Annotated in this window: 27 protein-coding genes and 1 tRNA gene; all 28 read right to left on the reverse strand. The window is 61.5% G+C overall.

Annotated features, from left to right (window positions below; genetic code table 11):
- Positions 1 to 16 precede the first annotated feature (16 nt).
- Positions 17 to 556 carry a 50S ribosomal protein L5 gene (rplE, locus tag DFR29_RS09010; RefSeq protein ID WP_133818249.1) on the reverse strand — a complete coding sequence of 180 codons (540 nt, stop codon included), beginning with the start codon at positions 554 to 556 and terminating at the stop codon, positions 17 to 19.
- Between the two features lie 11 nt (positions 557 to 567).
- Positions 568 to 882, reverse strand: coding sequence for a 50S ribosomal protein L24 (gene rplX / locus DFR29_RS09015; RefSeq protein WP_133818250.1), 315 nt, complete (start codon positions 880 to 882; stop codon positions 568 to 570).
- A 13-nt stretch (positions 883 to 895) separates the two neighbouring features.
- Entirely contained in the window at positions 896 to 1,264 is a 369-nt protein-coding gene (gene rplN, locus DFR29_RS09020) for a 50S ribosomal protein L14 (RefSeq protein WP_133818251.1), read from the reverse strand.
- Positions 1,265 to 1,287: 23 nt separating this feature from the next.
- Positions 1,288 to 1,551 carry a 30S ribosomal protein S17 gene (gene rpsQ, locus DFR29_RS09025; RefSeq protein WP_133818252.1) on the reverse strand — a complete coding sequence of 88 codons (264 nt, stop codon included), beginning with the start codon at positions 1,549 to 1,551 and terminating at the stop codon, positions 1,288 to 1,290.
- A gap of 11 nt (positions 1,552 to 1,562) precedes the next feature.
- Positions 1,563 to 1,748: a 50S ribosomal protein L29 gene (gene rpmC / locus DFR29_RS09030; RefSeq protein ID WP_133818253.1), complete on the reverse strand. Its 186-nt coding sequence runs from the start codon at positions 1,746 to 1,748 to the stop codon at positions 1,563 to 1,565.
- Positions 1,748 to 2,161, reverse strand: a complete 414-nt coding sequence (gene rplP, locus DFR29_RS09035) for a 50S ribosomal protein L16 (RefSeq protein WP_133818254.1) — start codon at positions 2,159 to 2,161, stop codon at positions 1,748 to 1,750. The genes rpmC and rplP overlap by 1 nt, the downstream gene beginning before the upstream one ends.
- Before the next feature lie 2 nt (positions 2,162 to 2,163).
- The gene (rpsC, locus tag DFR29_RS09040; protein ID WP_166653974.1) at positions 2,164 to 2,871 is read right to left on the reverse strand and encodes a 30S ribosomal protein S3; all 708 of its coding nucleotides are present in this window, start codon (positions 2,869 to 2,871) and stop codon (positions 2,164 to 2,166) included.
- 17 nt (positions 2,872 to 2,888) lie between these two features.
- Positions 2,889 to 3,224, reverse strand: a complete 336-nt coding sequence (gene rplV / locus DFR29_RS09045) for a 50S ribosomal protein L22 (RefSeq protein ID WP_133818255.1) — start codon at positions 3,222 to 3,224, stop codon at positions 2,889 to 2,891.
- 11 nt (positions 3,225 to 3,235) lie between these two features.
- Positions 3,236 to 3,514 carry a 30S ribosomal protein S19 gene (gene rpsS / locus DFR29_RS09050; protein ID WP_133818256.1) on the reverse strand — a complete coding sequence of 93 codons (279 nt, stop codon included), beginning with the start codon at positions 3,512 to 3,514 and terminating at the stop codon, positions 3,236 to 3,238.
- A gap of 12 nt (positions 3,515 to 3,526) precedes the next feature.
- Positions 3,527 to 4,354, reverse strand: coding sequence for a 50S ribosomal protein L2 (rplB, locus tag DFR29_RS09055; RefSeq protein ID WP_133818257.1), 828 nt, complete (start codon positions 4,352 to 4,354; stop codon positions 3,527 to 3,529).
- Between the two features lie 12 nt (positions 4,355 to 4,366).
- On the reverse strand, positions 4,367 to 4,657 hold the full coding sequence (rplW, locus tag DFR29_RS09060; protein ID WP_133818258.1) for a 50S ribosomal protein L23: 291 nt from the start codon (positions 4,655 to 4,657) through the stop codon (positions 4,367 to 4,369).
- Positions 4,654 to 5,259 (reverse strand): 50S ribosomal protein L4, encoded by a 606-nt coding sequence (rplD, locus tag DFR29_RS09065; protein ID WP_133818259.1) that lies wholly within the window; start codon positions 5,257 to 5,259, stop codon positions 4,654 to 4,656. Before rplD ends, rplW begins: the two co-directional genes overlap by 4 nt.
- A gap of 11 nt (positions 5,260 to 5,270) precedes the next feature.
- Complete coding sequence (gene rplC, locus DFR29_RS09070; RefSeq protein WP_133818260.1) at positions 5,271 to 5,912, reverse strand: 50S ribosomal protein L3; 642 nt, start codon at positions 5,910 to 5,912, stop codon at positions 5,271 to 5,273.
- Positions 5,913 to 5,945: 33 nt separating this feature from the next.
- Entirely contained in the window at positions 5,946 to 6,257 is a 312-nt protein-coding gene (gene rpsJ, locus DFR29_RS09075; protein ID WP_133818261.1) for a 30S ribosomal protein S10, read from the reverse strand.
- 241 nt (positions 6,258 to 6,498) lie between these two features.
- Positions 6,499 to 7,689, reverse strand: coding sequence for an elongation factor Tu (tuf, locus tag DFR29_RS09080; protein ID WP_133818262.1), 1,191 nt, complete (start codon positions 7,687 to 7,689; stop codon positions 6,499 to 6,501).
- Positions 7,690 to 7,728: 39 nt separating this feature from the next.
- Positions 7,729 to 9,822, reverse strand: coding sequence for an elongation factor G (gene fusA, locus DFR29_RS09085; RefSeq protein WP_133818263.1), 2,094 nt, complete (start codon positions 9,820 to 9,822; stop codon positions 7,729 to 7,731).
- A 17-nt stretch (positions 9,823 to 9,839) separates the two neighbouring features.
- Complete coding sequence (gene rpsG, locus DFR29_RS09090; RefSeq protein ID WP_133818264.1) at positions 9,840 to 10,307, reverse strand: 30S ribosomal protein S7; 468 nt, start codon at positions 10,305 to 10,307, stop codon at positions 9,840 to 9,842.
- Positions 10,308 to 10,326: 19 nt separating this feature from the next.
- Positions 10,327 to 10,701, reverse strand: a complete 375-nt coding sequence (gene rpsL / locus DFR29_RS09095; RefSeq protein WP_133818265.1) for a 30S ribosomal protein S12 — start codon at positions 10,699 to 10,701, stop codon at positions 10,327 to 10,329.
- A 185-nt stretch (positions 10,702 to 10,886) separates the two neighbouring features.
- Entirely contained in the window at positions 10,887 to 15,095 is a 4,209-nt protein-coding gene (gene rpoC, locus DFR29_RS09100) for a DNA-directed RNA polymerase subunit beta' (protein ID WP_133818266.1), read from the reverse strand.
- Between the two features lie 25 nt (positions 15,096 to 15,120).
- Entirely contained in the window at positions 15,121 to 19,287 is a 4,167-nt protein-coding gene (rpoB, locus tag DFR29_RS09105; RefSeq protein ID WP_133818267.1) for a DNA-directed RNA polymerase subunit beta, read from the reverse strand.
- 204 nt (positions 19,288 to 19,491) lie between these two features.
- Entirely contained in the window at positions 19,492 to 19,866 is a 375-nt protein-coding gene (rplL, locus tag DFR29_RS09110) for a 50S ribosomal protein L7/L12 (RefSeq protein ID WP_133818268.1), read from the reverse strand.
- A gap of 60 nt (positions 19,867 to 19,926) precedes the next feature.
- Entirely contained in the window at positions 19,927 to 20,451 is a 525-nt protein-coding gene (gene rplJ, locus DFR29_RS09115; protein WP_133818269.1) for a 50S ribosomal protein L10, read from the reverse strand.
- A gap of 343 nt (positions 20,452 to 20,794) precedes the next feature.
- Complete coding sequence (rplA, locus tag DFR29_RS09120) at positions 20,795 to 21,496, reverse strand: 50S ribosomal protein L1 (protein WP_133818270.1); 702 nt, start codon at positions 21,494 to 21,496, stop codon at positions 20,795 to 20,797.
- 4 nt (positions 21,497 to 21,500) lie between these two features.
- Entirely contained in the window at positions 21,501 to 21,929 is a 429-nt protein-coding gene (rplK, locus tag DFR29_RS09125) for a 50S ribosomal protein L11 (protein WP_133818271.1), read from the reverse strand.
- 152 nt (positions 21,930 to 22,081) lie between these two features.
- Positions 22,082 to 22,642, reverse strand: a complete 561-nt coding sequence (nusG, locus tag DFR29_RS09130; protein WP_133818272.1) for a transcription termination/antitermination protein NusG — start codon at positions 22,640 to 22,642, stop codon at positions 22,082 to 22,084.
- Between the two features lie 9 nt (positions 22,643 to 22,651).
- Positions 22,652 to 23,032: a preprotein translocase subunit SecE gene (gene secE / locus DFR29_RS09135; RefSeq protein WP_133818273.1), complete on the reverse strand. Its 381-nt coding sequence runs from the start codon at positions 23,030 to 23,032 to the stop codon at positions 22,652 to 22,654.
- A gap of 68 nt (positions 23,033 to 23,100) precedes the next feature.
- A tRNA-Trp gene (locus DFR29_RS09140) sits at positions 23,101 to 23,176 on the reverse strand.
- A gap of 102 nt (positions 23,177 to 23,278) precedes the next feature.
- On the reverse strand, positions 23,279 to 24,466 hold a 1,188-nt coding region (tuf, locus tag DFR29_RS09145; RefSeq protein WP_166653975.1), incomplete at its 5' end, for an elongation factor Tu.

Genomic DNA, 24,466 nt, shown 5'->3' on the forward strand with positions numbered 1-24,466 from the left:
TACAGAATCCTCGGAATCAATTGCGGAACGGGAAGCTGAACGCTTCCAGCAGGGCGCGGGCTTCTTCGTCGGATTTCGCAGTGGTTGCGATCGAGATGTCCATGCCGCGCATCGCGTCGGCCTGGTCGAAATCGATTTCCGGGAAGATGATCTGTTCCTTGATGCCCATGTTGTAGTTGCCACGGCCATCGAAGGCGCGACCGGACACGCCGCGGAAGTCGCGTACGCGCGGCAGCGCGACACTCACCAGGCGGTCCAGGAACTCGAACATGTGGGCGCGGCGCAGGGTCACCTTGCAGCCGATCGGCCAGCCTTCGCGGATCTTGAACGAGGCGACGGAAACGCGCGCCTTGGTCGAGACCGGCTTCTGGCCGGCGATCTTGCTCATGTCGTCCAGCGCGTTTTCAAGCACCTTCTTGTTGCCGACCGCTTCGCCCACGCCCATGTTCAGCGTGATCTTGGTCAGGCGGGGTACCTGCATGACGTTGGCGTAGCCAAAGCGTTCCATCAGCTTGGGCACGACGACGTCTTTGTAATGTTTTTGGAGGCGGGTCATTACGGCAATCCTCAAGCGTCAACCATTTCGCCGGACTTCTTGAACACACGCACCTTGCGGCCGTCCTCGAGGACTTTGTAGCCGATGCGTTCGCCCTTGCCCGTCGCCGGATTGACCAGCAGCACGTTGGAATTATGGATGGACGCCTCACGCTCGACGATGCCGCCGGCCTGCTGGGCCTGCGGATTCGGCTTGGTGTGGCGCTTGATCAGGTTCAAGCCAGCGACGAACACGCGATCTTCCGTGGTCCGCAGCACTTCACCCGTCTGACCCTTGTTCTTGCCGGTGGTCACGATGACGCGATCACCCTTGCGAATACGTTTCATGGCGGAAACCCCGTTACAGCACTTCGGGCGCGAGCGACACGATCTTCATGAACTTCTCGCCACGCAGTTCGCGCGTGACCGGTCCGAAGATGCGCGTGCCGATCGGCTCGAGCTTGTTGTTGAGCAGTACGGCGGCATTGCCGTCGAAGCGGATCAGCGAGCCGTCTGGACGACGCACACCTTTCTTGGTGCGCACGACCACGGCGTCATAGACCTCGCCCTTCTTGACCTTGCCACGGGGGATTGCGTCCTTGACCGTGACTTTGATGATGTCGCCAATTGCGGCGTAGCGGCGCTTGGAGCCGCCGAGCACCTTGATACACATCAGTTCGCGCGCACCCGAGTTGTCGGCAGCGGCGAGATAGGTCTGCATCTGAATCATGATTGTTTCTCCTCAGACCTGTCTTACGGCGCGGCGCGGGTGACGATCTCGACCACGCGGAAGTTCTTGGTCTTGGACAGCGGCGCGCATTCCTGGATGCGGACGACGTCGCCTTCCTGACACTCGCTCTTCTCGTCATGGGCGTGATACTTGGTGGAGCGACGGATGATCTTGCCGTACAGCTCATGCTGCACCTGGCGCTCGACCAGCACAGTCACCGTCTTGTTCATCTTGTTGCTGACCACGCGCCCCTGGATGGTGCGAACAGCCTTTTCGTTATCGGTCATGGCGTCGGTCCTTACTTCATCTGGCCGAGCAGCATCTTGACCGTCGCGATCTCGCGACGAACGCGCTTGATCTCGTGTGTCTGGGTCAGCTGGCCGGAGCCTTTTTGCATGCGCAGCTTGAACTGCTCGTTGCGCAGTTCGCCGACATGGGCGGTGAGGTCCTGCGCGGACTTGGTACGAAGTTCTTTCAGTTCCATCACAGCACCGTCCGGGTCACGAATTGGGTCTTGACCGAAAGCTTGGCAGCTGCGAGGCGGAACGCTTCGCGCGCGGCAGCTTCATCGACACCTTCGATTTCGTACAGCATGCGACCAGGTTGGATCGGGGCGACCCAGAACTCCACATTGCCCTTACCGGCGCCCATGCGGACTTCGATCGGCTTCTTGGTGATCGGCTTGTCCGGGAACACGCGGATCCAGAGCTTGCCGCCACGCTTGACGAAACGGGTGATGCAACGGCGGGCTGCTTCGATCTGACGCGAGGTCAGCTGGCCAAACTCGGTGGACTTCAGGCCGAACTGGCCGAAGCTCACCTTGTTCGCGACGAAGCTGAGGCCATCGTTGCGGCCCTTGAATACCTTGCGGTACTTGGTTCTCTTGGGTTGCAACATGATCAGGCTCCTTGCTTCGGCGCGCGGCGCTGCGGACGCTCTTCGCTTGCCTCTGCCTTGGCAGCTTCAGCCGCCTGGGCGAGGTCGAAGATTTCGCCTTTGTAAACCCACACCTTGATACCGATGATGCCGTAGGTGGTGGATGCTTCCGCGAAGCCATAGTCGATGTCGGCGCGCAGGGTGTGCAGCGGCACACGGCCTTCGCGATACCATTCCGAACGGGCGATTTCTGCGCCGTTCAGACGACCGGCAACGTTGACCTTGATGCCCAGCGCGCCGATGCGCATCGCATTCTGCACCGCGCGCTTCATGGCGCGACGGAACATGATGCGGCGCTCCAGCTGCTGCGCGATCGATTCGGCCACGAGCTGGGCGTCCAGTTCGGGCTTGCGCACTTCGGTCACGTTGATATGAGCGGGTACGCCCATGATCGCCGAGACTTCCTTGCGCAGCTTCTCGATGTCCTCGCCCTTCTTGCCGATCACCACGCCCGGGCGGGCTGTGTGAATCGTCACGCGGGCGGTCTTGGCCGGACGCTCGATCAGAATCTTGGAAATGCCAGCCTGGGCGAGCTTCTTCTTCAGAACCTCGCGCACCTTGAGATCGGCGGCCAGATAGCCGGCGAAATCGCGCTTGTTGGCATACCACTTCGAGTTCCAATCCTTGGCGATGCCAAGGCGGATACCGGTAGGATGAACTTTGTGACCCATCGTTCTAAGTCCTTCGCTTAGCTGCCGGTACCGACAACCACAGTGATGTGGCTGGTCCGCTTGATGATGCGCGTACCACGGCCCTTAGCGCGGGCAGCGAAACGCTTCAGGGTCGGGCCTTCGTCGACGAAGATCTTGGCGACCTTCAACTCGTCGACGTCGGCGCCGTCGTTGTTCTCGGCATTGGCGATAGCCGACAGCAGCACCTTCTTGACCAGGTGTGCCGCCTTCTTGTCGCTGAACGTGAGCAGATTGGTGGCGCGGTCGACGGGCAAGCCACGAACCTGGTCAGCGACCAGGCGGACTTTCTGCGGCGAAATGCGCGCGCTGCGCAGGATTGCTTTGGTTTCCATCGCAGTGTCCCTTACTTCTTATCGGCTTTTTTGTCGCCGGAATGACCCTTGAACGTACGGGTCATGGCGAACTCGCCGAGCTTGTGGCCGACCATGTTTTCATTGACCAGCACCGGGATGTGGGCCTTGCCGTTGTGGATGGCGATCGTAAGACCAACCATCTCCGGCAGGATCATCGAACGGCGCGACCAGGTCTTGATCGGGCGCTTGTTGTTTGCGGCTGCAGCGGCCTCCACCTTTTTTTGCAGGTGCAGGTCGATGAACGGGCCTTTCTTCAGTGAACGAGCCATGATAAGTACCTATCAGCCGCGACGATCGCGCACGATGAACTGGGTGGTGCGCTTGTTCTTGCGCGTCTTGTAACCCTTGGTCGGCATACCCCAGGGGGATACCGGGTGCGGGTTACCCTGGCCGGCGCGGGCTTCACCACCGCCGTGCGGATGGTCGACGGGGTTCATCGCCGCACCGCGAACGGTCGGGCGAACACCACGCCAACGCTGAGCACCGGCCTTGCCGATGTTCTCCAGGTTGTGCTCCGAGTTGCCAACTTCACCCAGCGTCGCGGTGCAATCGGACGGAACCTTGCGCATTTCGCCCGAGCGCAGACGCAGCGTGGCGTATCCGCCTTCGCGAGCGACCAGCTGAGCCGAACCACCGGCAGCGCGCGCAATCTGCGCACCCTTGCCCGGCTTCATCTCGATGCAGTGGACGGTCGAACCTACCGGGATATTGCGCAGCGGCAGCGCGTTGCCGACCTTGATCGGCGCGTCGCGGCCAGCCATCAGCTGATCGCCCTGCTTCACGCCCTTGGGAGCGATGATGTAGCGGCGCTCGCCGTCGGCGTAACACAGCAGCGCGATATGCGCGGTGCGGTTCGGATCGTATTCCAGACGCTCGACACGGGCGGGGATGCCTTCCTTGTCGCGCTTGAAATCGATGATGCGGTAATGCTGCTTGGAACCACCGCCCTTGTGACGGGTGGTGATGCGGCCGTTATTGTTGCGGCCACCGGTCTTGTTCTGCGCTTCAGTCAGCGCGGGCAGCGGCGAGCCTTTATGCAGGCCCGGCGTAACCACGCGGACCATCGCACGACGTCCTGCAGAAGTTGGCTTGTAATCAATCAGTGCCATGGGTGTCCCACCTTAGGCCTTGGCCGTTACGTCTATGCTCTGACCATCGGCGAGGCGGACATACGCCTTGCGCTGGTCGGAACGACGGCCCGAGCGGAAACGGAAGGTCTTGGTCTTGCCCTTGGCATTGACCACATTGACCGCCTCGACTTTGACGCTGAACAGCTGCTCGACAGCGGCTTTCACGTCGGCTTTGGTCGCGGTCGACGCGACTTCAAACACATACTGGTTCGATTCGGCCAGGCGCGCTGTCTTTTCAGAAATGCGCGGAGCACGAATCGTGTTCAGGAGACGCTCGTTCATGCCAGCCACTCCTCGATCTTCTTGACCGCGTCCACCGTCACCACGACGTGATCGGCGCGCACCAGGGCGACCGGGTTCAAGGCATTGGTATCGACGACTTCGAGTACTTTGTGATTGTTGCGAGCGGCCAGGTACAGGTTCTCGCTCACGCTTTCGCTGACGATGATGGTCTTGCCGGTGAAGTTCATTTCACTGAGCTTGGCCACAAGGCCTTTGGTCTTGGGCGCATCGACGTCGAAATCGGTGACGACCTTCAGGCGATCCTGGCGAATCAGTTCGGACAGGATCGAGGCGAGCGCGCCGCGAAACATCTTCTTGTTCACTTTCTGCGAAAAATCGCGCGGCTTGGCGGCAAACGTGACACCGCCGCCGACGAAGATCGGGGCGCGGTAGTCGCCGTGACGGGCGCCGCCACCCTTCTGTTTCTTGAACTTCTTGGTGGTACCGGACACTTCAGCGCGGGACAACTGCGCCTTGGTGCCTGCACGACCAGCATTGCGATAGGCCGTAACGACCTGGTGCACGAGATCACCGCGAAATTCCTTGCCAAACACGGCGTCGGAAACGTTCAGCGGCGAAGCACCGATAACATTGAGTTCCATGGCGTCGCTCCTCAGGCCTTGGCGGCCGCGCGGATGATGACGTCGCCGCCGGTCGCACCCGGCACCGCGCCCTTGATGGCGATCAGGTGACGTTCGGTGTCGATCTGCACGACCTCGAGGTTCATAGCCGAACGCGTGACGTTGCCCATGTGACCGGACATCTTCTTGCCCGGAAACACGCGGCCTGGCGTCTGGCGCTGACCGATGGAGCCCGGCGAGCGATGCGACAGCGAGTTACCGTGCGTGGCGTCGCCCATGGTGAAGTTCCAGCGCTTGATCGTGCCCTGGAAACCCTTGCCTTTGCTGACACCCTGCACGTCGACCTTCTGGCCGACCTTGAAGATCTCGTCGACCTTCACTTCGCCGCCGACATTGAAACCACCGACCTCGGTGGCGTCGACGCGGAATTCCCACAGACCGCGGCCAGCTTCGACCTTGGCCTTGGCGTAATGCCCGGCAGATGCCTTGTTCACCAACGAGGCGCGCTTGCTGCCTGCGGTGACCTGCACTGCGGTGTAACCATCGTTCTCGACCGTCTTGATCTGGGTGACGCGGTTAGGCGTCGCTTCGATCAGGGTCACCGGAATAGAGCGACCATCTTCGGTGAAGACTCGGCTCATGCCGCATTTGCGGCCAACCAATCCGATACTCATGTTCGTGTCCTGTTGCCTGTGTTATGCCCAGACTCAGTAAAGCTTGATCTGCACGTCCACGCCGGCGGCGAGGTCGAGCTTCATCAGGGCATCCACGGTCTTGTCATTGGGATCGACAATATCCAACACGCGCTTGTGGGTGCGCGTCTCGTACTGGTCGCGAGCGTCCTTGTCGACGTGCGGCGATGTCAGGACGGTATAACGCTCGATCTTGGTCGGCAGCGGAATGGGACCGCGCACCTGGGCGCCGGTACGTTTCGCGGTCTCCACGATTTCACTCGCGGAGCGATCGATCAATCGATGATCGAATGCCTTCAGTCGAATACGGATCTTTTGGTCCGCCATGGCCGAAATCCTTAGTAAAAGAGCGACGGGAGACGGCAACTTCATGTGCCGATCCCCAAAAAATCGGGCGGACCAGAAAACTGGTCCGCCCAGACATGAAAGTGTAGTACGCGCACACGCGCCCGTCAAGCGGGCTGAATACGCGACGACTCCGTGTCTGGCGAACACGAGACACATCCTGTGTCTCTTTTCGCTGTTGGGGCCGCCCCGTCTTAGGGGGCGGCAAATACTGCGTTACAGCTTAAGCAAAGATCTTGGCGACGACGCCTGCGCCGACGGTACGACCGCCTTCACGGATCGCGAAACGCAGACCTTCTTCCATCGCGATCGGGGCGATCAGCGTCACCACCATCTTGATGTTGTCGCCCGGCATGACCATCTCGACGCCTTCCGGCAGCTCGACATTGCCCGTCACGTCCGTCGTACGGAAATAGAACTGCGGACGGTAGCCCTTGAAGAACGGCGTGTGGCGGCCGCCTTCGTCTTTCGACAGGACGTACACTTCCGCTTCGAACTTCGTATGCGGATTGATCGACGCCGGCTTGCACAGCACCTGGCCGCGCTCCACGTCATCACGCTTCGTACCGCGCAACAGCAGACCGACGTTGTCGCCCGCCTGGCCCTGGTCCAGCAGCTTGCGGAACATCTCAACGCCCGTCACGATCGTCTTCACCGTCGGACGGATACCGACGATTTCGATTTCGTCGCCAACTTTCACGATGCCGCGCTCGATTCGACCCGTCACCACCGTGCCGCGGCCCGAGATCGAGAACACGTCTTCCACCGGCATCAGGAACGGCTTGTCCAGCACGCGCACCGGTTCCGGAATGTACGTGTCCAGCGCTTCCACCAGCTTGATGATCGCCGGCACGCCGATTTCGCTCTGATCGCCTTCCAGCGCCTTCAGCGCCGAACCCTTGATCACCGGCGTGTCGTCGCCCGGGAAATCGTACTTGCTCAGCAGTTCGCGGACTTCCATCTCGACGAGCTCCAGCAGCTCGGCGTCGTCCACCATGTCCGCCTTGTTCAGGAACACCACCACGTACGGCACGCCGACCTGGCGCGCCAGCAGGATGTGTTCACGCGTCTGCGGCATCGGACCGTCGGCCGCCGAACACACCAGGATCGCGCCATCCATCTGCGCCGCACCCGTGATCATGTTCTTCACGTAGTCCGCATGCCCCGGACAATCCACGTGCGCGTAATGACGGTTCGGCGATTCGTATTCCACGTGCGCCGTCGAAATCGTGATGCCGCGCGCCTTTTCTTCCGGCGCCGCGTCGATCTGGTCGTACGCCTTGAACTCGCCACCGAAACGCTCGGCACCGATCTTCGTCAGCGCTGCCGTCAGCGTCGTCTTGCCGTGGTCCACGTGACCGATCGTGCCGACGTTGACGTGCGGCTTGGTGCGCTCGAATTTACCCTTAGCCATGACTCAAAACCTCAAAACAGTGAATATTCGGTCGACAACTCAGCCAGCCTTCTTCATCACCTGTTCGGCGATGTTGTTCGGCGCTTCGGCGTAGTGGTCGAATTCCATGGTGAACGTGGCACGGCCCTGCGACATGGAGCGCATCGAAGTGGCGTAACCAAACATCTCGCCCAGCGGCACCAGCGCGTTGATGACCTTGCCCGACGGGCTGTCATCAGAACCCTGCAGGATGCCGCGACGGCGAGACAGGTCGCCCATCACATCGCCCATGTAATCTTCCGGAGTAACGACCTCGACCTTCATGATCGGTTCGAGCAGCACCGGACTGGCCTTGTGGAAGCCTTCCTTGAAGCCCATCGAACCGGCGATCTTGAACGCCATTTCGTTCGAGTCGACTTCGTGGTACGACCCATCGACGAGGCGGACCTTGATGTCGACAACCGGGAAGCCCGCGAGAATGCCGTTCTGCATCGCTTCGCGAATGCCCTTGTCTACTGCAGGCACGTATTCCTTCGGCACCGAACCGCCGACCGTCGCATTCTCGAACACGTAACCGGCACCGCGCTCCTGCGGTTCGATCTCGAGCACGACATGGCCGTACTGACCCTTACCGCCGGATTGGCGAACGAACTTGCCGTCCTGCTTGACCATCTTGCGAATCGTTTCGCGATAGGCCACCTGCGGCTTGCCGACATTGGCTTCAACGTTGAACTCGCGCTTCATGCGGTCAACGATGATTTCCAGATGCAGCTCGCCCATGCCGGCAATGATGGTCTGGCCGGATTCTTCGTCACTGCGCACGCGCAGCGAAGGATCTTCCTGCGCGAGACGCGACAGCGCCATGCCCATCTTTTCCTGGTCGGACTTCGTCTTCGGCTCAACCGCCATCGCGATGACCGGCTCAGGGAAAATCATGCGCTCAAGCGTGATGACGTTGTTCGGTGCGCACAGCGTATCGCCCGTCGTGACATCCTTCAGGCCGACCGCTGCAGCGATATCGCCAGCACGGACTTCCTTGATCTCATCACGCTGGTTCGCGTGCATCTGCAGAATGCGGCCGACACGCTCTTTCTTGTTCTTGACCGGGTTGTACACGGTGTCGCCGGAATTCAGCGTGCCCGAATAGACACGGAAGAACGACAGCGAGCCGACGAACGGGTCGGTCATGATCTTGAAGGCCAACGCCGAGAACGGATCGGAGTCGAGCGCAGCGCGCGATGCTTCCTTCTCGTTTTCGTCGATACCCTTGACCGGCGGACGATCCGACGGTGCCGGCAGATAGCGGATGACCGCATCCAGCATCGCCTGCACGCCCTTGTTCTTAAACGCCGTACCGCAGAACACCGGAATCAGGCTCGCCGCCAGCGTACCGGCGCGAATACCCTTCATGATTTCCTCTTCCGAGAGCTCGCCCTCTTCGAGGTACTTGTTCATCAGGTCTTCGGACGTTTCTGCCGCGGCCTCGACCATGAAGCTGCGAGCAGCCTCGCATTCCTTGGTCAAATTGGCAGGGATGTCGCGGTACTCGAACTTCGTACCCTGGGCTTCCGGATCCCAGTAGATCGCCTTCATCTTGATGAGGTCGACCACGCCTTCGAAATGCTCTTCGGCACCAATCGGTACTTGCATCGGCACCGGGTTGGCGCCGAGACGCGACTTCAGCTGGCCCACCACCTTGCCGAAGTCGGCACCGGTGCGGTCCATCTTGTTGACGAAGGCCAGGCGCGGAACGCCGTACTTGTTGGCCTGACGCCATACGGTTTCCGACTGCGGCTGTACGCCACCAACGGCACAGAGCACGAACACCGCGCCATCAAGCACGCGCAGCGAGCGTTCGACTTCGATGGTGAAGTCGACATGCCCCGGGGTATCGATGATGTTGAACCGGTGTTCCGGGAAAGACATGTCCATGCCTTTCCAGAAGCAGGTCGTCGCGGCCGACGTGATCGTGATGCCGCGCTCTTGTTCCTGCTCCATCCAGTCCATCGTCGCGGCACCTTCGTGCACTTCGCCGATCTTATGGTTGACGCCGGTGTAATACAGGATGCGTTCGGTCGTCGTCGTCTTGCCGGCATCGATGTGAGCCATGATGCCGAAGTTGCGATAACGCTCGATAGGGGTAGTACGGGCCACAGTCGTTCCCTCAACTCTTACCAGCGGTAGTGCGAGAACGCTTTGTTGGCTTCCGCCATACGATGCGTTTCTTCGCGCTTCTTGACTGCGGAACCACGGTTCTCAGCAGCTTCCAACAGCTCGGCGGCGAGCTTGCGCGGCATCGAATTCTCGCTGCGCTTGCGCGCGGCATCGATAACCCAGCGCATAGCCAGCGCGGTACGGCGAGCCGAACGGACCTCGACCGGAACCTGATAGGTCGCACCACCGACGCGGCGCGACTTCACTTCGACCGCCGGAGCGACGTTGCTCAATGCCTTCTCGACCAGACCCAGGGAGTCTGCGTTCTTCTGGCCGATGTGATCGAGCGCACCGTAGACGATGCCTTCAGCGACCGACTTCTTGCCGCTCTTCATCACCATATTGATGAAACGAGCGATCAGCTGACTGTTGTGCTTGGGATCGGACAGCAGCACACGGGTGGGGGCGGAACCTTTACGCGACATGATTCAGGCCTTTTCTAAATTACTTCTTCGGGCGCTTGGCGCCGTACTTCGAACGACCCTGGCGACGCTTCGCGACACCAGCAGCGTCGAGCGAACCGCGCACCGTGTGGTAGCGCACGCCCGGCAAGTCTTTGACACGACCGCCGCGGATCAGGACCACCGAGTGTTCCTGCAAGTTGTGGCCTTCGCCACCGATGTAGCTGATGACCTCGTAGCCATTGGTCAGACGCACCTTGGCCACCTTGCGCAGAGCCGAGTTCGGCTTCTTCGGGGTGGTGGTGTATACGCGAGTGCAGACGCCGCGACGCTGCGGGCAACTCTGCAGCGCCGGCGAGGCGCTCTTGTAGGTCTTCGGGCTACGCGGTTTACGCACCAGCTGGTTAATAGTCGCCATTCGTGGATGCCTTAAGAAACAAAAGACAGGCCGAAACAAATCGACCTGCCAAGACGCAAGAGTTTAACAAGCGGTTGACAAGGGCGTCAATAAGACGCCCCGGCCTTCACATCCTTGTAGACGAACACGAAGCACATCCTGTGCTTCATTTCGATGTCGTTTTTGCGCCGCGAGGACGCTGGTACTTAGCCGTTGTCGTCGGCGGAGTCGGCCACGAATTCGGTCACGCCACCACGAAGGGTTTCGATATCCGAATCCGACAAACCACCGGCCGCGAGGCGGCGACGTGTGGCGTGATAGGCCAAGCCAGTACCGGCCGGAATAAGACGGCCGACGATAACATTCTCTTTCAGGCCGCGCAAGGTATCGCGCGTGCCGCGCACTGCCGCTTCGGTAAGGACACGGGTGGTTTCCTGGAACGAAGCCGCCGAGATGAACGACTCGGTGGCGAGCGAGGCCTTGGTAATGCCCAGCAGAACCGGATCGAATTGCGCCGGCAACTCGCCACGCGCATCGGCACGGCGGTTTTCCTCGATCATGCGGATGCGATCAACCTGCTCGCCACGCAGGAAGCGGGTATCGCCGGCCACCGTGATCTCGATCTTGCGCAGCATCTGGCGAATGATCGTCTCGATGTGCTTGTCGTTGATGCGCACACCTTGCAGACGATAGACGTCCTGGATTTCCTTGACCAGGTAAGCCGCCAGCGGCTCCACGCCGAGCAGGCGCAGGATGTCGTGCGGATTGGGTTCGCCGTCGACAACGGTTTCGCCCTTTTCCACATGTTCGCCTTCGAACACGATGACGTGACGCCACTTGGGAATCAGTTCCTCGTGCTCGTTGCCATCGACGTCCTTGATGATCAGACGCTGCTTGCCCTTGGTGTCCTTGCCGAAGCTGATGATGCCCGAGCGTTCGGCCAGAATTGCCGGCTCCTTGGGCTTGCGGGCTTCGAACAAGTCGGCCACGCGCGGCAGACCACCGGTGATGTCGCGGGTCTTCGACGTTTCCTGCGGGATACGTGCAACCACGTCACCCACGCCCACTTCCACGCCGTCCTGCAGCGAGACGATGGCACCGGCCGGCAGATAGTACTGTGCCGGAATGTCGGTACCGGGCAGTTTCAGCTCCTTGCCCTTCTTGTCTTCGATGCGCACGGTCGGACGCAAATCCTTGGCCTGCGTGCCGCGGCGCTTCGGATCGGTAACCACCGCGCTTTCCAGACCGGTCAGTTCGTCGGTCTGCGCCTGCACGGTCACGCCATCGATGAAGTCGATGAAGCGCAGCACGCCCGCCACTTCCGAAACGATCGGGTGGGTATGCGGATCCCAGTTCGCCACGATCTGGCCAGCCTTGACCGGTGCGCCGTCCTTGACGGAAATGGTGGCGCCGTAGGGCACTTTGTAGCGCTCGCGCTCGCGGCCGTGAGTGTCGAGTACCGATACTTCGCCCGAACGCGACACCGCAACCAGGTGGCCCTGCGAATGCTGCACCGTCTTCAGGTTGTTGAAGCGCAGCGCGCCAGTGGTCTTGACCTGCACATTGTCCACGGCAGCCGCACGAGACGCCGCGCCACCAATATGGAAGGTACGCATGGTCAGCTGCGTGCCCGGCTCGCCGATGGACTGCGCGGCAATGACGCCCACCGCTTCGCCCTGGTTGACCATGTGTCCGCGAGCAAGGTCACGGCCATAGCAATGGGCGCAGACGCCGAAGCGGGTTTCGCAGGTGATCGGCGAACGCACCTTGATCGACTGCACGCTGGCCTGGTCCATCTTGTCGACCAGTGCTTCGTCGAGCAGGGTATTGCGCGTCACCATCGGCTGATCGTCATTGCCCGGGGCATAGACGTCTTCGGCCACGACACGGCCCAGCACGCGGTCGCGCAGCGGCTCGACCACGTCGCCGCCTTCGACGATGGCGGTCATCGTCAGGCCTTCGTAGGTTTCGCAATCCACGCTGGTGACGACCATGTCCTGCGCCACGTCGACGAGACGACGCGTCAGGTAGCCCGAGTTCGCCGTCTTCAGCGCGGTATCGGCCAGGCCCTTACGTGCACCGTGGGTCGAGATGAAGTACTGCAGTACGTCGAGGCCTTCGCGGAAGTTCGCCTTGATCGGCGTCTCGATGATCGAGCCGTCCGGCTTGGCCATCAGGCCGCGCATACCGGCAAGCTGGCGGATCTGCGCCGCGCTACCACGCGCGCCGGAGTCGGCCATGATGTAGATCGAGTTCATCGACTTCTGCTCGACCGTCTCGCCCTTGGCGTTGACGACCTTCTCGAAACCGATGCCGCGCATCATGGCCTGGGCCACCTGCTCGTTGGTACGCGACCAGATGTCGACGACCTTGTTGTAGCGTTCGCCCGCCGTGACGAGACCGGACTGGAACTGCTCCTGGATCTCGACCACTTCCTTTTCGGCGACTTCGAGAATCGCGCGCTTCTCGCCCGGAATCTTCATGTCGTCGATGCCGATGGAGATACCGGCACGCGTCGCGTAGTGGAAGCCGGTGTACATCAGCTGGTCGGCGAACACGACCGTGTCCTTCAGACCCAGCTTGCGGTAGCAGGCGTTGATCAGGCGCGAGATGTTCTTTTTCGTCAGCTCGGTGTTGACCAGCGCGAACGGCAGGCCGGCCGGGATGATCTCGTGCAGCAGTGCGCGGCCGACAGTAGTGTCGACGATCGCCATGCGCTCGCTGCGCACGCCGGTCTTGTCGTCACGGTCGGTCAGCTTCAGACGCACCTTCACCTTGGCATGCAGTTCGACTGCACGGTTCTGGTAGGCGCGGTGAACTTCGGCGACGTTGGCAAACACCATGCCCTCGCCCTTCGCGTTCACCAGCTCGCGCGTCATGTAGTACAGACCCAGCACCACGTCCTGGGTCGGCACGATGATCGGATCGCCGTTGGCCGGGGACAGGATGTTGTTGGTCGACATCATCAGCGCGCGCGCTTCCAGCTGCGCTTCCAGCGACAGCGGCACGTGCACGGCCATCTGGTCGCCGTCGAAGTCGGCGTTGAACGCGGTACAGACCAGCGGATGCAGCTGGATGGCCTTGCCTTCGATCAGCACCGGCTCGAACGCCTGGATGCCCAGACGATGCAGGGTCGGTGCGCGATTGAGCATGACCGGATGTTCGCGGATCACCTCTTCGAGGATGTCCCACACCTGGGCTTCTTCGCGCTCGACCAGTTTCTTTGCCGCCTTGATCGTGGTGGCCAGACCACGGCGCTGCAGCTTGGAGAAGATGAAGGGCTTGAACAGCTCCAGCGCCATCTTCTTGGGCAGTCCGCACTGGTGCAGGCGCAGGGTCGGGCCGACCACGATGACCGAACGGCCAGAGTAGTCGACGCGCTTGCCGAGCAGGTTCTGGCGGAAACGCCCCTGCTTGCCCTTGATCATGTCGGCCAGCGACTTGAGCGGGCGCTTGTTGGTGCCGGTGATGGCGCGGCCGCGGCGGCCGTTGTCCATCAGCGCGTCGACCGATTCCTGCAGCATGCGCTTTTCGTTGCGCACGATGATGTCGGGCGCATTCAGTTCCAGCAGGCGCTTCAGGCGGTTGTTGCGGTTGATCACGCGGCGGTACAGGTCGTTCAGGTCCGACGTCGCGAAGCGGCCGCCGTCCAGCGGCACCAGCGGACGCAGATCCGGCGGCAGCACCGGCAACACGGTCATGACCATCCATTCCGGCCGGTTGCCCGACTCGAGGAAGCTCTCGACCAGCTTGATGCGCTTGGACAGGCGCTTGAGCTTGGTTTCCGAGTTGGTGCTGGCGATTTCCTCGCGCAGCTTGATCAGTTCCTGGTTGAGGTCGATGGCCTTGAGCAGTTCGTAGACGGCTTCGGCGCCCATGCGCGCGTCGAATTCGTCGCCATGCTCTTCCACTGCCTGCAGGTACTGTTCTTCGGTCAGCAGCTGGCCGCGCTCGAGCGCGGTCAGGCCGGGCTCGACCACCACATAGGCTTCAAAGTACAGAATGCGCTCGATGTCGCGCAGGGTCATGTCCAGCATCAGGCCGATGCGCGAAGGCAGCGACTTGAGGAACCAGATATGCGCGGTCGGGCTGGCCAGTTCGATATGGCCCATGCGTTCGCGGCGAACCTTGGCCAGCGTGACTTCGGTGCCGCACTTTTCGCACACGACGCCACGATGCTTCATGCGCTTGTACTTGCCGCAGAGGCACTCGTAGTCCTTGATCGGACCAAAGATCGCGGCGCAGAACAGGCCGTCGCGTTCCGGCTTGAAGGTGCGGTAGTTGATCGTTTCCGGCTTCTTCACTTCACCGAAGGACCAGGAACGGATCAGGTCCGGCGACGCCAGTCCGATGCGGATCGAGTCGAAGTCCAGCGTCTGTCGCTGCTGGTTGAACAGGTTGAGCAAGTCTTTCATTTCGTAATCTCCTCAATCCGGCCGCTTACTTCGTCTCTTCCAGCTCGATGTTGATCGCGAGCGAGCGGATTTCCTTCACCAGCACGTTGAAGGATTCCGGCATGCCCGCCACCATCTCGTGGTTGCCGTCGACGATGTTCTTGTACATCTGGTTGCGGCCCGGCACGTCGTCGGACTTGACCGTCAGCATTTCCTGCAGGGTGTAGGCCGCGCCGTAGGCTTCCAGCGCCCACACTTCCATTTCGCCGAAGCGCTGACCGCCGAACTGCGCCTTGCCGCCCAGCGGCTGCTGCGTGACGAGCGAGTACGGACCCGTCGAACGCGCATGCATCTTGTCGTCGACCAGGTGGTTCAGCTTGAGCATGTGCATGTAGCCGACCGTGACCGGACGGTCGAACTGCTCGCCGGTACGGCCGTCGATCAGGATGGTCTGGCCCGACGAGGGCAGACCAGCCAGCTTCAGCATGTACTTGATTTCTTCTTCGAACGCGCCGTCGAACACCGGCGTCGCCATCGGCACGCCCTTGGTCAGGTTCTTGGCCAGCACCTTCAGCTCGTCGTCGCTGAACTGATCCAGCTCGACGCGATCCTTGCCGAAGGATTCCTTGTCGTGGTTGTAGATCTGGTCGATGAACTTGCGCAGTTCGCTCGCCTTCTCGTTCGCCACCAACATGGCTTCGATCTTGTGGCCCAGGCCCTTGGCGGCCCAGCCCAGATGCACTTCCAGCACCTGGCCGATGTTCATACGCGACGGCACGCCCAGCGGGTTGAGCACGATGTCGATGGGTCGGCCATCGGCGGAGAACGGCATGTCCTCCACCGGCACGATCATCGAGACCACACCCTTGTTGCCGTGGCGGCCAGCCATCTTGTCGCCCGGCTGGATGCGGCGCTTCACAGCCAGGTAGACCTTGACCATCTTGAGCACGCCCGGCGCGAGGTCGTCGCCCTGGGTGATCTTGGCCTGCTTTTCCTTGAAGCGGCGATCGAACTCTTCGCGATGACGGCGAATCTGTTCGGCGGCGCGTTCGAGGAACTCGGCGGCGTCATCGTCCTTGACGCTGAGCTTGAACCACTCGTCCTTCTTCAGCTCGTCGAGGTATTCGTTGTTGATTTCCGAGCCACGCTTGAGGTTGTTCGGGCCATGATTGGCAACCTTGCCAAGCAGGGCCGAACGCAGACGTGCGTAGATCGCGCTTTCGAGGATGCGGAACTGGTCGTCGAAGTCTTTCTTGACCCGCTTGACTTCCATTTCCTCGATCTGGCGCGCGCGCTTGTCCTTCTCGATACCGTCGCGCGTGAACACCTGCACGTCGATGACCGTGCCGTCCATGCCCGGCGGAACGCGCAGCGAGCTGTCCTTCACGTCGGACGCCTTCTCGCCGAAGATCGCGCGCAGCAGCTTTTCTTCCGGCGTCAGCTGCGACTCGCCCTTGGGCGTGACCTTGCCGACCAGGATGTCGCCCGCCTTCACTTCGGCGCCGATGTATACAACGCCACTTTCGTCCAGGCGCGACAGCGCCTGTTCGCCCACGTTGGGAATGTCGGCGGTGATTTCTTCCGGACCGAGCTTGGTGTCGCGTGCGACGCAGGTCAGTTCTTCGATATGGATGGTGGTATAGCGGTCTTCCTCGACCACGCGTTCGGAGATCAGGATCGAGTCTTCGAAGTTGTAGCCGTTCCACGGCATGAACGCGATCAGCATGTTCTGGCCGAGCGCCAGCTCGCCGATATCGGTCGAGGGACCGTCGGCCAGTGCGTCGCCGGTGGCCACCACATCGCCTACTTTCACCAGCGGGCGCTGGTTCATGCAGGTGTTCTGGTTGGAACGCGTGTACTTGGTCAGCGTATAGATGTCGACGCCGGCGTCGTTGTCGCCGACTTCGACCTCATGTGCACGCACGACGATACGGCCGGCATCGACCTGGTCGATCACGCCGCCGCGCTTGGCCAGCACCAGCACGCCCGAGTCGCGCGCCACAGCGCGCTCGATGCCGGTTCCGACCAGCGGTTTCTCGGCACGCAGGGTCGGCACGGCCTGGCGCTGCATGTTCGCGCCCATCAGTGCGCGGTTGGCGTCGTCGTGTTCCAGGAACGGCACCAGCGCCGCCGCGACCGACACGGTCTGCATCGGCGAAACGTCCATGTAGTGCACGTCGCCGGACAGGCGCAGTTCGGATTCGCCGCGGTAACGGCAAGCGACGTATTCGTCGACGAAGCGCGCGTCCTCGGTCATCGGCGAGTTGGCCTGGGCGATGACGAACTCACCTTCGCCGATGGCCGACAGGTAGTCCACTTCGTTGGTGATGCGGCCATCGGTCACGCGGCGATACGGCGTCTCGAGGAAGCCGTAGTCGTTGGTGCGCGCATAGACGGCGAGCGAGTTGATCAGGCCGATGTTCGGGCCTTCCGGCGTCTCGATGGTGCAGACGCGGCCGTAGTGGGTCGGATGTACGTCACGCACTTCGAAGCCGGCACGTTCGCGGGTCAGGCCGCCCGGGCCGAGGGCCGACACGCGACGTTTGTGCGTGACTTCCGACAGCGGGTTGTTCTGATCCATGAACTGCGACAGCTGCGAGGAACCGAAGAACTCTTTGATCGCAGCAGCAACCGGCTTGGCATTGATGAGTTCCTGCGGCGTGAGGCCTTCGGACTCGGCCAGCGACAGACGCTCCTTCACGGCGCGCTCGACACGCACCAGGCCGATACGGAATACGTTCTCGGCCATTTCGCCGACCGAACGCACGCGACGGTTGCCCAGGTGATCGATATCGTCGACCACGCCGCGGCCGTTGCGGATTTCGCACAGCGTACGGATGACGTCGAGGATGTCGGAAGTCTGGCCCAGTTCCTTGACCAGCGACTTGGAGTTCTCGTCGTTGCGCTCGGCCAGGTACTTGTGGTCGTAAAGGATGCCCGGACCATTGTCGTCCTTGCGGCCGACGCGACGGTTGAACTTCATGCGGCCGACACGATCGAGGTCGTAGCGCTCGAAGGTGAAGAACAGATTGAAGAACAGGTTCTGCGCAGCTTCCTTGGTCGGCGGCTCGCCCGGACGCATCATGCGATAGATTTCGACCAGCGCTTCGAGCGGCGTCTTGGTCGAGTCGATACGCAGGGTCGAGGAAATATACGGACCGCGGTCGAGGTCGTTGACCCACAGCGTAGAGATCTTCTCGACGCCGCCCTTGCGGAATTTCTCCAGCAGGACTTCGTTGATTTCCTCGTTGGCCAGGGCCAGCAGCTCGCCGGTCTTGCGATCGATCACGTCATGCGAAACGATGCGGCCGAGCAGGTAGTCGTCCGGCACTTCCAGCGAATTGATGTTTTCTTTCTGCAGGTCGCGCACGTGGCGCGCGGTGATGCGCTTGCCCGCCTCGACCACGACGCGCTCGCCGGCGCGCAGATCGAAGTTCAGGGTTTCGCCGCGCAGGCGCTCGGCGACAAGCTCAAGCTCTGCACCGCCCTGCTTGCCCAGGGTGAACACGTTCTTTTCGAAGAACAGGTCCAGCATCTCGGCATTGGTATAACCCAGGGCGCGCAGCAGCACCGTCACCGGCAGCTTGCGGCGGCGGTCGATACGGGTGAACAGGCAGTCCTTGGGATCGAATTCGAAATCGAGCCAGGAACCGCGATACGGAATCACGCGGGCCGAGAAGAGCAGCTTGCCCGAGCTGTGCGTCTTGCCGCGGTCGTGGTCGAAGAACACGCCGGGCGAACGGTGCAGCTGCGAGACGATGACGCGCTCGGTGCCGTTGACGATGAAGGTGCCGGTGTCGGTCATGAGCGGCAATTCGCCCATGTAGACTTCCTGTTCCTTCACATACTTGATGGCCTTGTTGTTGGCCGGGCTTTCGCGATCGTAGATGACCAGGCGCACGGTGACGCGCAGCGGCGCACCGTAGCTCATGCCGCGCTGGCGGCATTCGCGCTCGTCGAATGGAGGCTCGCCCAAGCGATAGCTGACGTATTCGAGGGCAGCATTGCCCGAATAGCTCGTGATCGGGAACACCGACTTCAGCGCCGCATGCAGGCCTTTGTCTTCGCGGGCGGTAACACCGCCGGCGTCGAGCTGGAGGAACTCCCGGTAGGAGTCCACCTGGATGGCGAGCAGGAAAGGCACGTCAAGCACAACAGGGCGCTTGCCGAAATCCTTGCGGATACGCTTCTTCTGGGTGAACGAGTAGGTCATGGTCGGGTACCGCCTCGGGTCGTCATAACCGCCGCTGCGGAAACAGCGGCGTGGAAGGGAAAACGGATATCGGCAAACAGTGTCAAGCTGGCTCCGTCACCGCTTGCCGATAGTCGCAATCCGTGCGAACAACAGTGAAAGCCCGGGAGCTTACGCCCCCAGGCTTTCGTCTTGCCTGGACTAGCAGGCGACGCAACGCGTCGCTTACTTGATCTCGACAGCGGCGCCAGCAGCTTCCAGTTCCTTCTTGAACTTGGCCGAATCGTCCTTGCTGACGGCGTCCTTGACGGTTGCCGGAGCGGACTCGACCAGATCCTTGGCTTCTTTCAGGCCCAGGCCGGTGATCGCGCGGACAGCCTTGATCACTTCGACCTTCTTCTCGCCGGCCGACTTCAGCACGACGGTGAACTCGGTCTTTTCTTCGACGACGGCAGCCGGGGCGGCCGGGCCAGCAGCGGCGGCGACCGGGGCAGCGGCGGACACGCCGAACTTTTCTTCCATCGCCTTGACCAGCTCCATCACTTCGATGAGGGTCTTGCCGGCGATCGCTTCGATGATCTGCTCGTTGCTGAGAGACATAGTGTTAACTCCTGGAAATTACGGCTAAGTGGTAAATTTCGTGACCGGCTGGCGTGTGGCTCAAGCTGCCTGCTTCTCACCGGCTGCCTTGGTAACGCGCGCAATCTGCGACGCGGGTTCCGAGAGCAGGCGGACGAGCATGGTGGCAGGCTGGACGAGCACGCTGAGGAACATGCTGAGCGCCTGGTCGCGGGTCGGCAGCGAGGCCAGCACGTCAACGTGCGAGCCCGGATATGCCTTGCCGCCCATGGCGACTACAACGGGTTTCAGCTTGTCCGCACCCTTGGCGAAATCCTTGATCAGACGCCCGGCAGCACCGGGATCTTCCTTCGAGAAGGCATACAGCAGTGGACCGACCAGCGAGTCTTTGACGCACTCGTAATCGGTACCCGCAACTGCGCGCGAGACCAGCGTGTTCTTGGCAACTTTAAGATACACACCGTTCTGACGCGCCTTCCGGCGCAGCTCAGTGAGCTGTCCGACGGAAAGACCCGCGTACTCGGCGGCGACCAGGGAATAAGCCGAGGAAGCCACATTCGCCAGTTCGGCAACGACCTCTTTCTTTTGCGCAAGATTGAGCGCCATTGCGTTCTCCGAACCGGATTGCAGAGCACTCCTGTGCCCTGGCCCTCCATCAGCGAAACGGATCATTCTTCCTTGACGATCCGCTGGTATCTCGCGATACCGTTTTGGTGGCCGTTCCAGGAAAACCTGTTACGGGCAACACCATCTGCGCAGGCTTGCGGTTTAAGACCTTCACGCCACGACTGGGAGCTTCCTTCGCAATGCTGCGCTTCCGTGCTCTCCCAGACGAACCGCTAGGGTCGCCTGCGGTCTTTGACGGCTCCCGGTGCACTGCACCGGGTGCCCTCAAAATGAATCCGACGCCAATCCCGGCATCGTTGCGGCTTGCGCCGCGAAAACTGAATTACAGCTTCAGACCCAGGGTGGACTGGTCGACGATGACGCCCAGGCCCATGGTGGTCGACAGCGAAACTTTCTGCAGGTACTGACCCTTCGCGCTCGACGGCTTGGCCTTGAGCAGGTCGGCCAGCAGCGTGTTGAGGTTGTCCTTCAACGCGTCGGACTCGAAGCTCGCCTTGCCGATGGTGGCGTGGATGATGCCGGCCTTGTCGTTGCGGAACTTGACCTGACCCGCCTTGGCGTTCTTCACCGCGGTGGCGACGTCGGCCGTGACCGAGCCGTCTTTCGGATTCGGCATCAGGCCGCGCGGGCCCAGCAGCTGACCGAGCTTACCGACGACGCGCATGGCATCCGGCGTAGCGATCACGCGGCCGAAGTTCAGTTCGCCGCCCTGCATGCGCTCGGCCAGGTCGTCCATGCCGACGGCATCGGCACCGGCAGCCTTGGCAGCCTCGGCCTTCTCGCCCGGCGGGCAGAACACCGCCACGCGGATGGTCTTGCCGGTACCGTGGGGCAGCAGGCTGGAGCCGCGCACGCCCTGGTCCGACTTCTTTGCATCGATGCCGAGACGGATGGCGACGTCGACGGACTCGACGAACTTCGCCTTGGCGTTGTCCTTGAGGATCTTCAGCGCGGTTTCGACCGGATACGACTTGCCCGGCTCGACCAGATTCTGCATTGCTTTGAAACGCTTGGTGATTGCCATTGCCTTAGATCTCCGTGTTCAGGCCCATGCTGCGCGCGCTGCCGGCGATGGTACGCACGGCGGCTTCGAGGTCAGCGGCGGTGAGATCCGGCATCTTGGCGGTAGCAATTTCCTCGAGCTGCTTGCGCGAGACCTTGCCAACCTTTTCCGTGTTCGGGCGCTTGGAGCCCGACTGGATGCCAGCGGCCTTCTTCAGCAGAATCGAGGCCGGCGGGGTCTTGGTGATGAAGGTGAAGGAACGGTCCGAATAGGCCGTGATCACGACCGGAATCGGCAGGCCCGGTTCCAGCTTCTGCGTGGCGGCATTGAACGCCTTGCAGAATTCCATGATGTTCAGGCCGCGCTGACCCAGCGCAGGACCGACCGGCGGCGAGGGGTTGGCCTGACCGGCCTTCACCTGCAGCTTGATATAGCCGACTACTTTCTTTGCCATTGTCTCTTCTCCGGGTATAGCGCCTGGAACTCAGGCTCCCCATCGCACCAGGGATAGCACGTGCCCTGGCTTCACGCTTTGTCGAAACTTCGCGGATTCTTCAGGATGAGCAGCCGCCATGCAGCGCTGGACCTGGAGGCATCCGATCGTGCTTACGCCTTCTCGACCTGACCGAACTCAAGCTCGACCGGAGTCGAACGGCCGAAGATCAGCACGGCTACGCGCAGGCGGCTCTTTTCGTAGTTGACTTCCTCGACCACGCCGTTGAAGTCGTTGAACGGGCCTTCCGTGACACGGACCATTTCGCCCGGCTCGAACAGCACCTTGGGCTTTGGCTTTTCCACGCCTTCCTGCACGCGGCGCAGGATCGCGTCGGCCTCGGAATCCTTGATCGGCAGTGGACGGTCGGCGGTGCCGCCGATGAAGCCCATCACCTTGGAAGTTTCCTTCACCAGATGCCAGGATTCATCGTCGATCTTGGGCGCCTTGTTCTCGGTATCGGTCTCGATCTGCACCAGCACATAGCCGGGGAAGAACTTGCGTTCGCTGCGGCGCTTCTGGCCACCACGCATTTCGATGACTTCTTCGGTCGGCACCAGGATGTCGCCGAACCGCTCTTCCATGCCCGCACGGATGACGCGGTCGCGCAGGCCCTTGGCAACCTGGTGTTCGAAACCCGAATAGGCGTGCACTACGTACCAACGCTTGGCCATGAGTCGTCCTTACAGCTTGAGCAGCCAATCCATGACGACGACCTTGAGCAGCAGGTCGATCAGGCCAAGGATGATGCTGATGATGATGACGACGACGGAAATCACACCCGTGGTACGGATGGTTTCCTCGCGAGTCGGCCACACTACCTTGCGCAGTTCGAAGCTGGATTCCTTGAGGAAGGAACGCAGATCTCGACCTTTTGCGGTAGCGCTGCCGACGACGGCGGCCAGCACGAAACCGGCCAGCAGGCCTAGTACGCGCAACACCGGGGCGGATTCAGCAAAATAGTAGAAGCCCACGATGCCTGCGATCAGAATGATCGCGGCCAGCGTGAGCTTGGCGATATCGGCGGCGTTAGTGCCGGGAGCTTGTTCGACTTTCGCGTTCATGTCCTTGCTGCCGATGCGGCCCTCGCGTCGGCGCGGAAGCGCTTTGCCAAGCCGGACTTGCTACCAAATGGCACGCCAGGAGGGACTCGAACCCCCAACCTGCGGTTTTGGAGACCGCTGCTCTGCCAATTGAGCTACTGGCGTACCGCGTAAAACCCGTTATTTCGGAAACGGCGATGGCGGCTTGCGCCGCCAAGGCCAGTTTCGGCCGCCTGGCGCGATTTCAAGTCGCGCCAGGCGTTATTTTCAAGCGAAGATCTTGGCGACGACGCCGGCGCCGACGGTACGACCGCCTTCACGGATCGCGAAACGCAGACCTTCTTCCATCGCGATCGGGGCGATCAGCGTCACCACCATCTTGATGTTGTCGCCCGGCATGACCATCTCGACGCCTTCCGGCAGCTCGACATTGCCCGTCACGTCCGTCGTACGGAAATAGAACTGCGGACGGTAGCCCTTGAAGAACGGCGTGTGGCGGCCGCCTTCGTCTTTCGACAGGACGTACACTTCCGCTTCGAACTTCGTATGCGGATTGATCGACGCCGGCTTGCACAGCACCTGGCCGCGCTCCACGTCATCACGCTTCGTACCGCGCAACAGCAGACCGACGTTGTCGCCCGCCTGGCCCTGGTCCAGCAGCTTGCGGAACATCTCAACGCCCGTCACGATCGTCTTCACCGTCGGACGGATGCCGACGATTTCGATTTCGTCGCCAACTTTCACGATGCCGCGCTCGATTCGACCCGTCACCACCGTGCCGCGGCCCGAGATCGAGAACACGTCTTCCACCGGCATCAGGAACGGCTTGTCCAGCACGCGCACCGGTTCCGGAATGTACGTGTCCAGCGCTTCCACCAGCTTGATGATCGCCGGCACGCCGATTTCGCTCTGATCGCCTTCCAGCGCCTTCAGCGCCGAACCCTTGATCACCGGCGTGTCGTCGCCCGGGAAATCGTACTTGCTCAGCAGTTCGCGGACTTCCATCTCGACGAGCTCCAGCAGCTCGGCGTCGTCCACCATGTCCGCCTTGTTCAGGAACACCACCACGTACGGCACGCCGACCTGGCGCGCCAGCAGGATGTGTTCACGCGTCTGCGGCATCGGACCGTCGGCCGCCGAACACACCAGGATCGCGCCATCCATCTGCGCCGCACCCGTGATCATGTTCTTCACGTAGTCCGCATGCCCCGGACAATCCACGTGCGCGTAATGACGGTTCGGCGATTCGTATTCCACGTGCGCCGTCGAAATCGTGATGCCGCGCGCCTTTTCTTCCGGCGCCGCGTCGATCTGGTCGTACGCCTTGAACTCGCCACCGAAACGCTCGGCACCGATCTTCGTCAGCGCTGCCGTCAGCGTCGTCTTGCCGTGGTCCACGTGACCGATCGTGCCGACGTTGACGTGCGGCTTGGTGCGCTCGAATTTACCCTTGGC

Source organism: Tahibacter aquaticus, from assembly GCF_004363655.1.
GTDB classification, from domain to species: domain Bacteria; phylum Pseudomonadota; class Gammaproteobacteria; order Xanthomonadales; family Rhodanobacteraceae; genus Tahibacter; species Tahibacter aquaticus.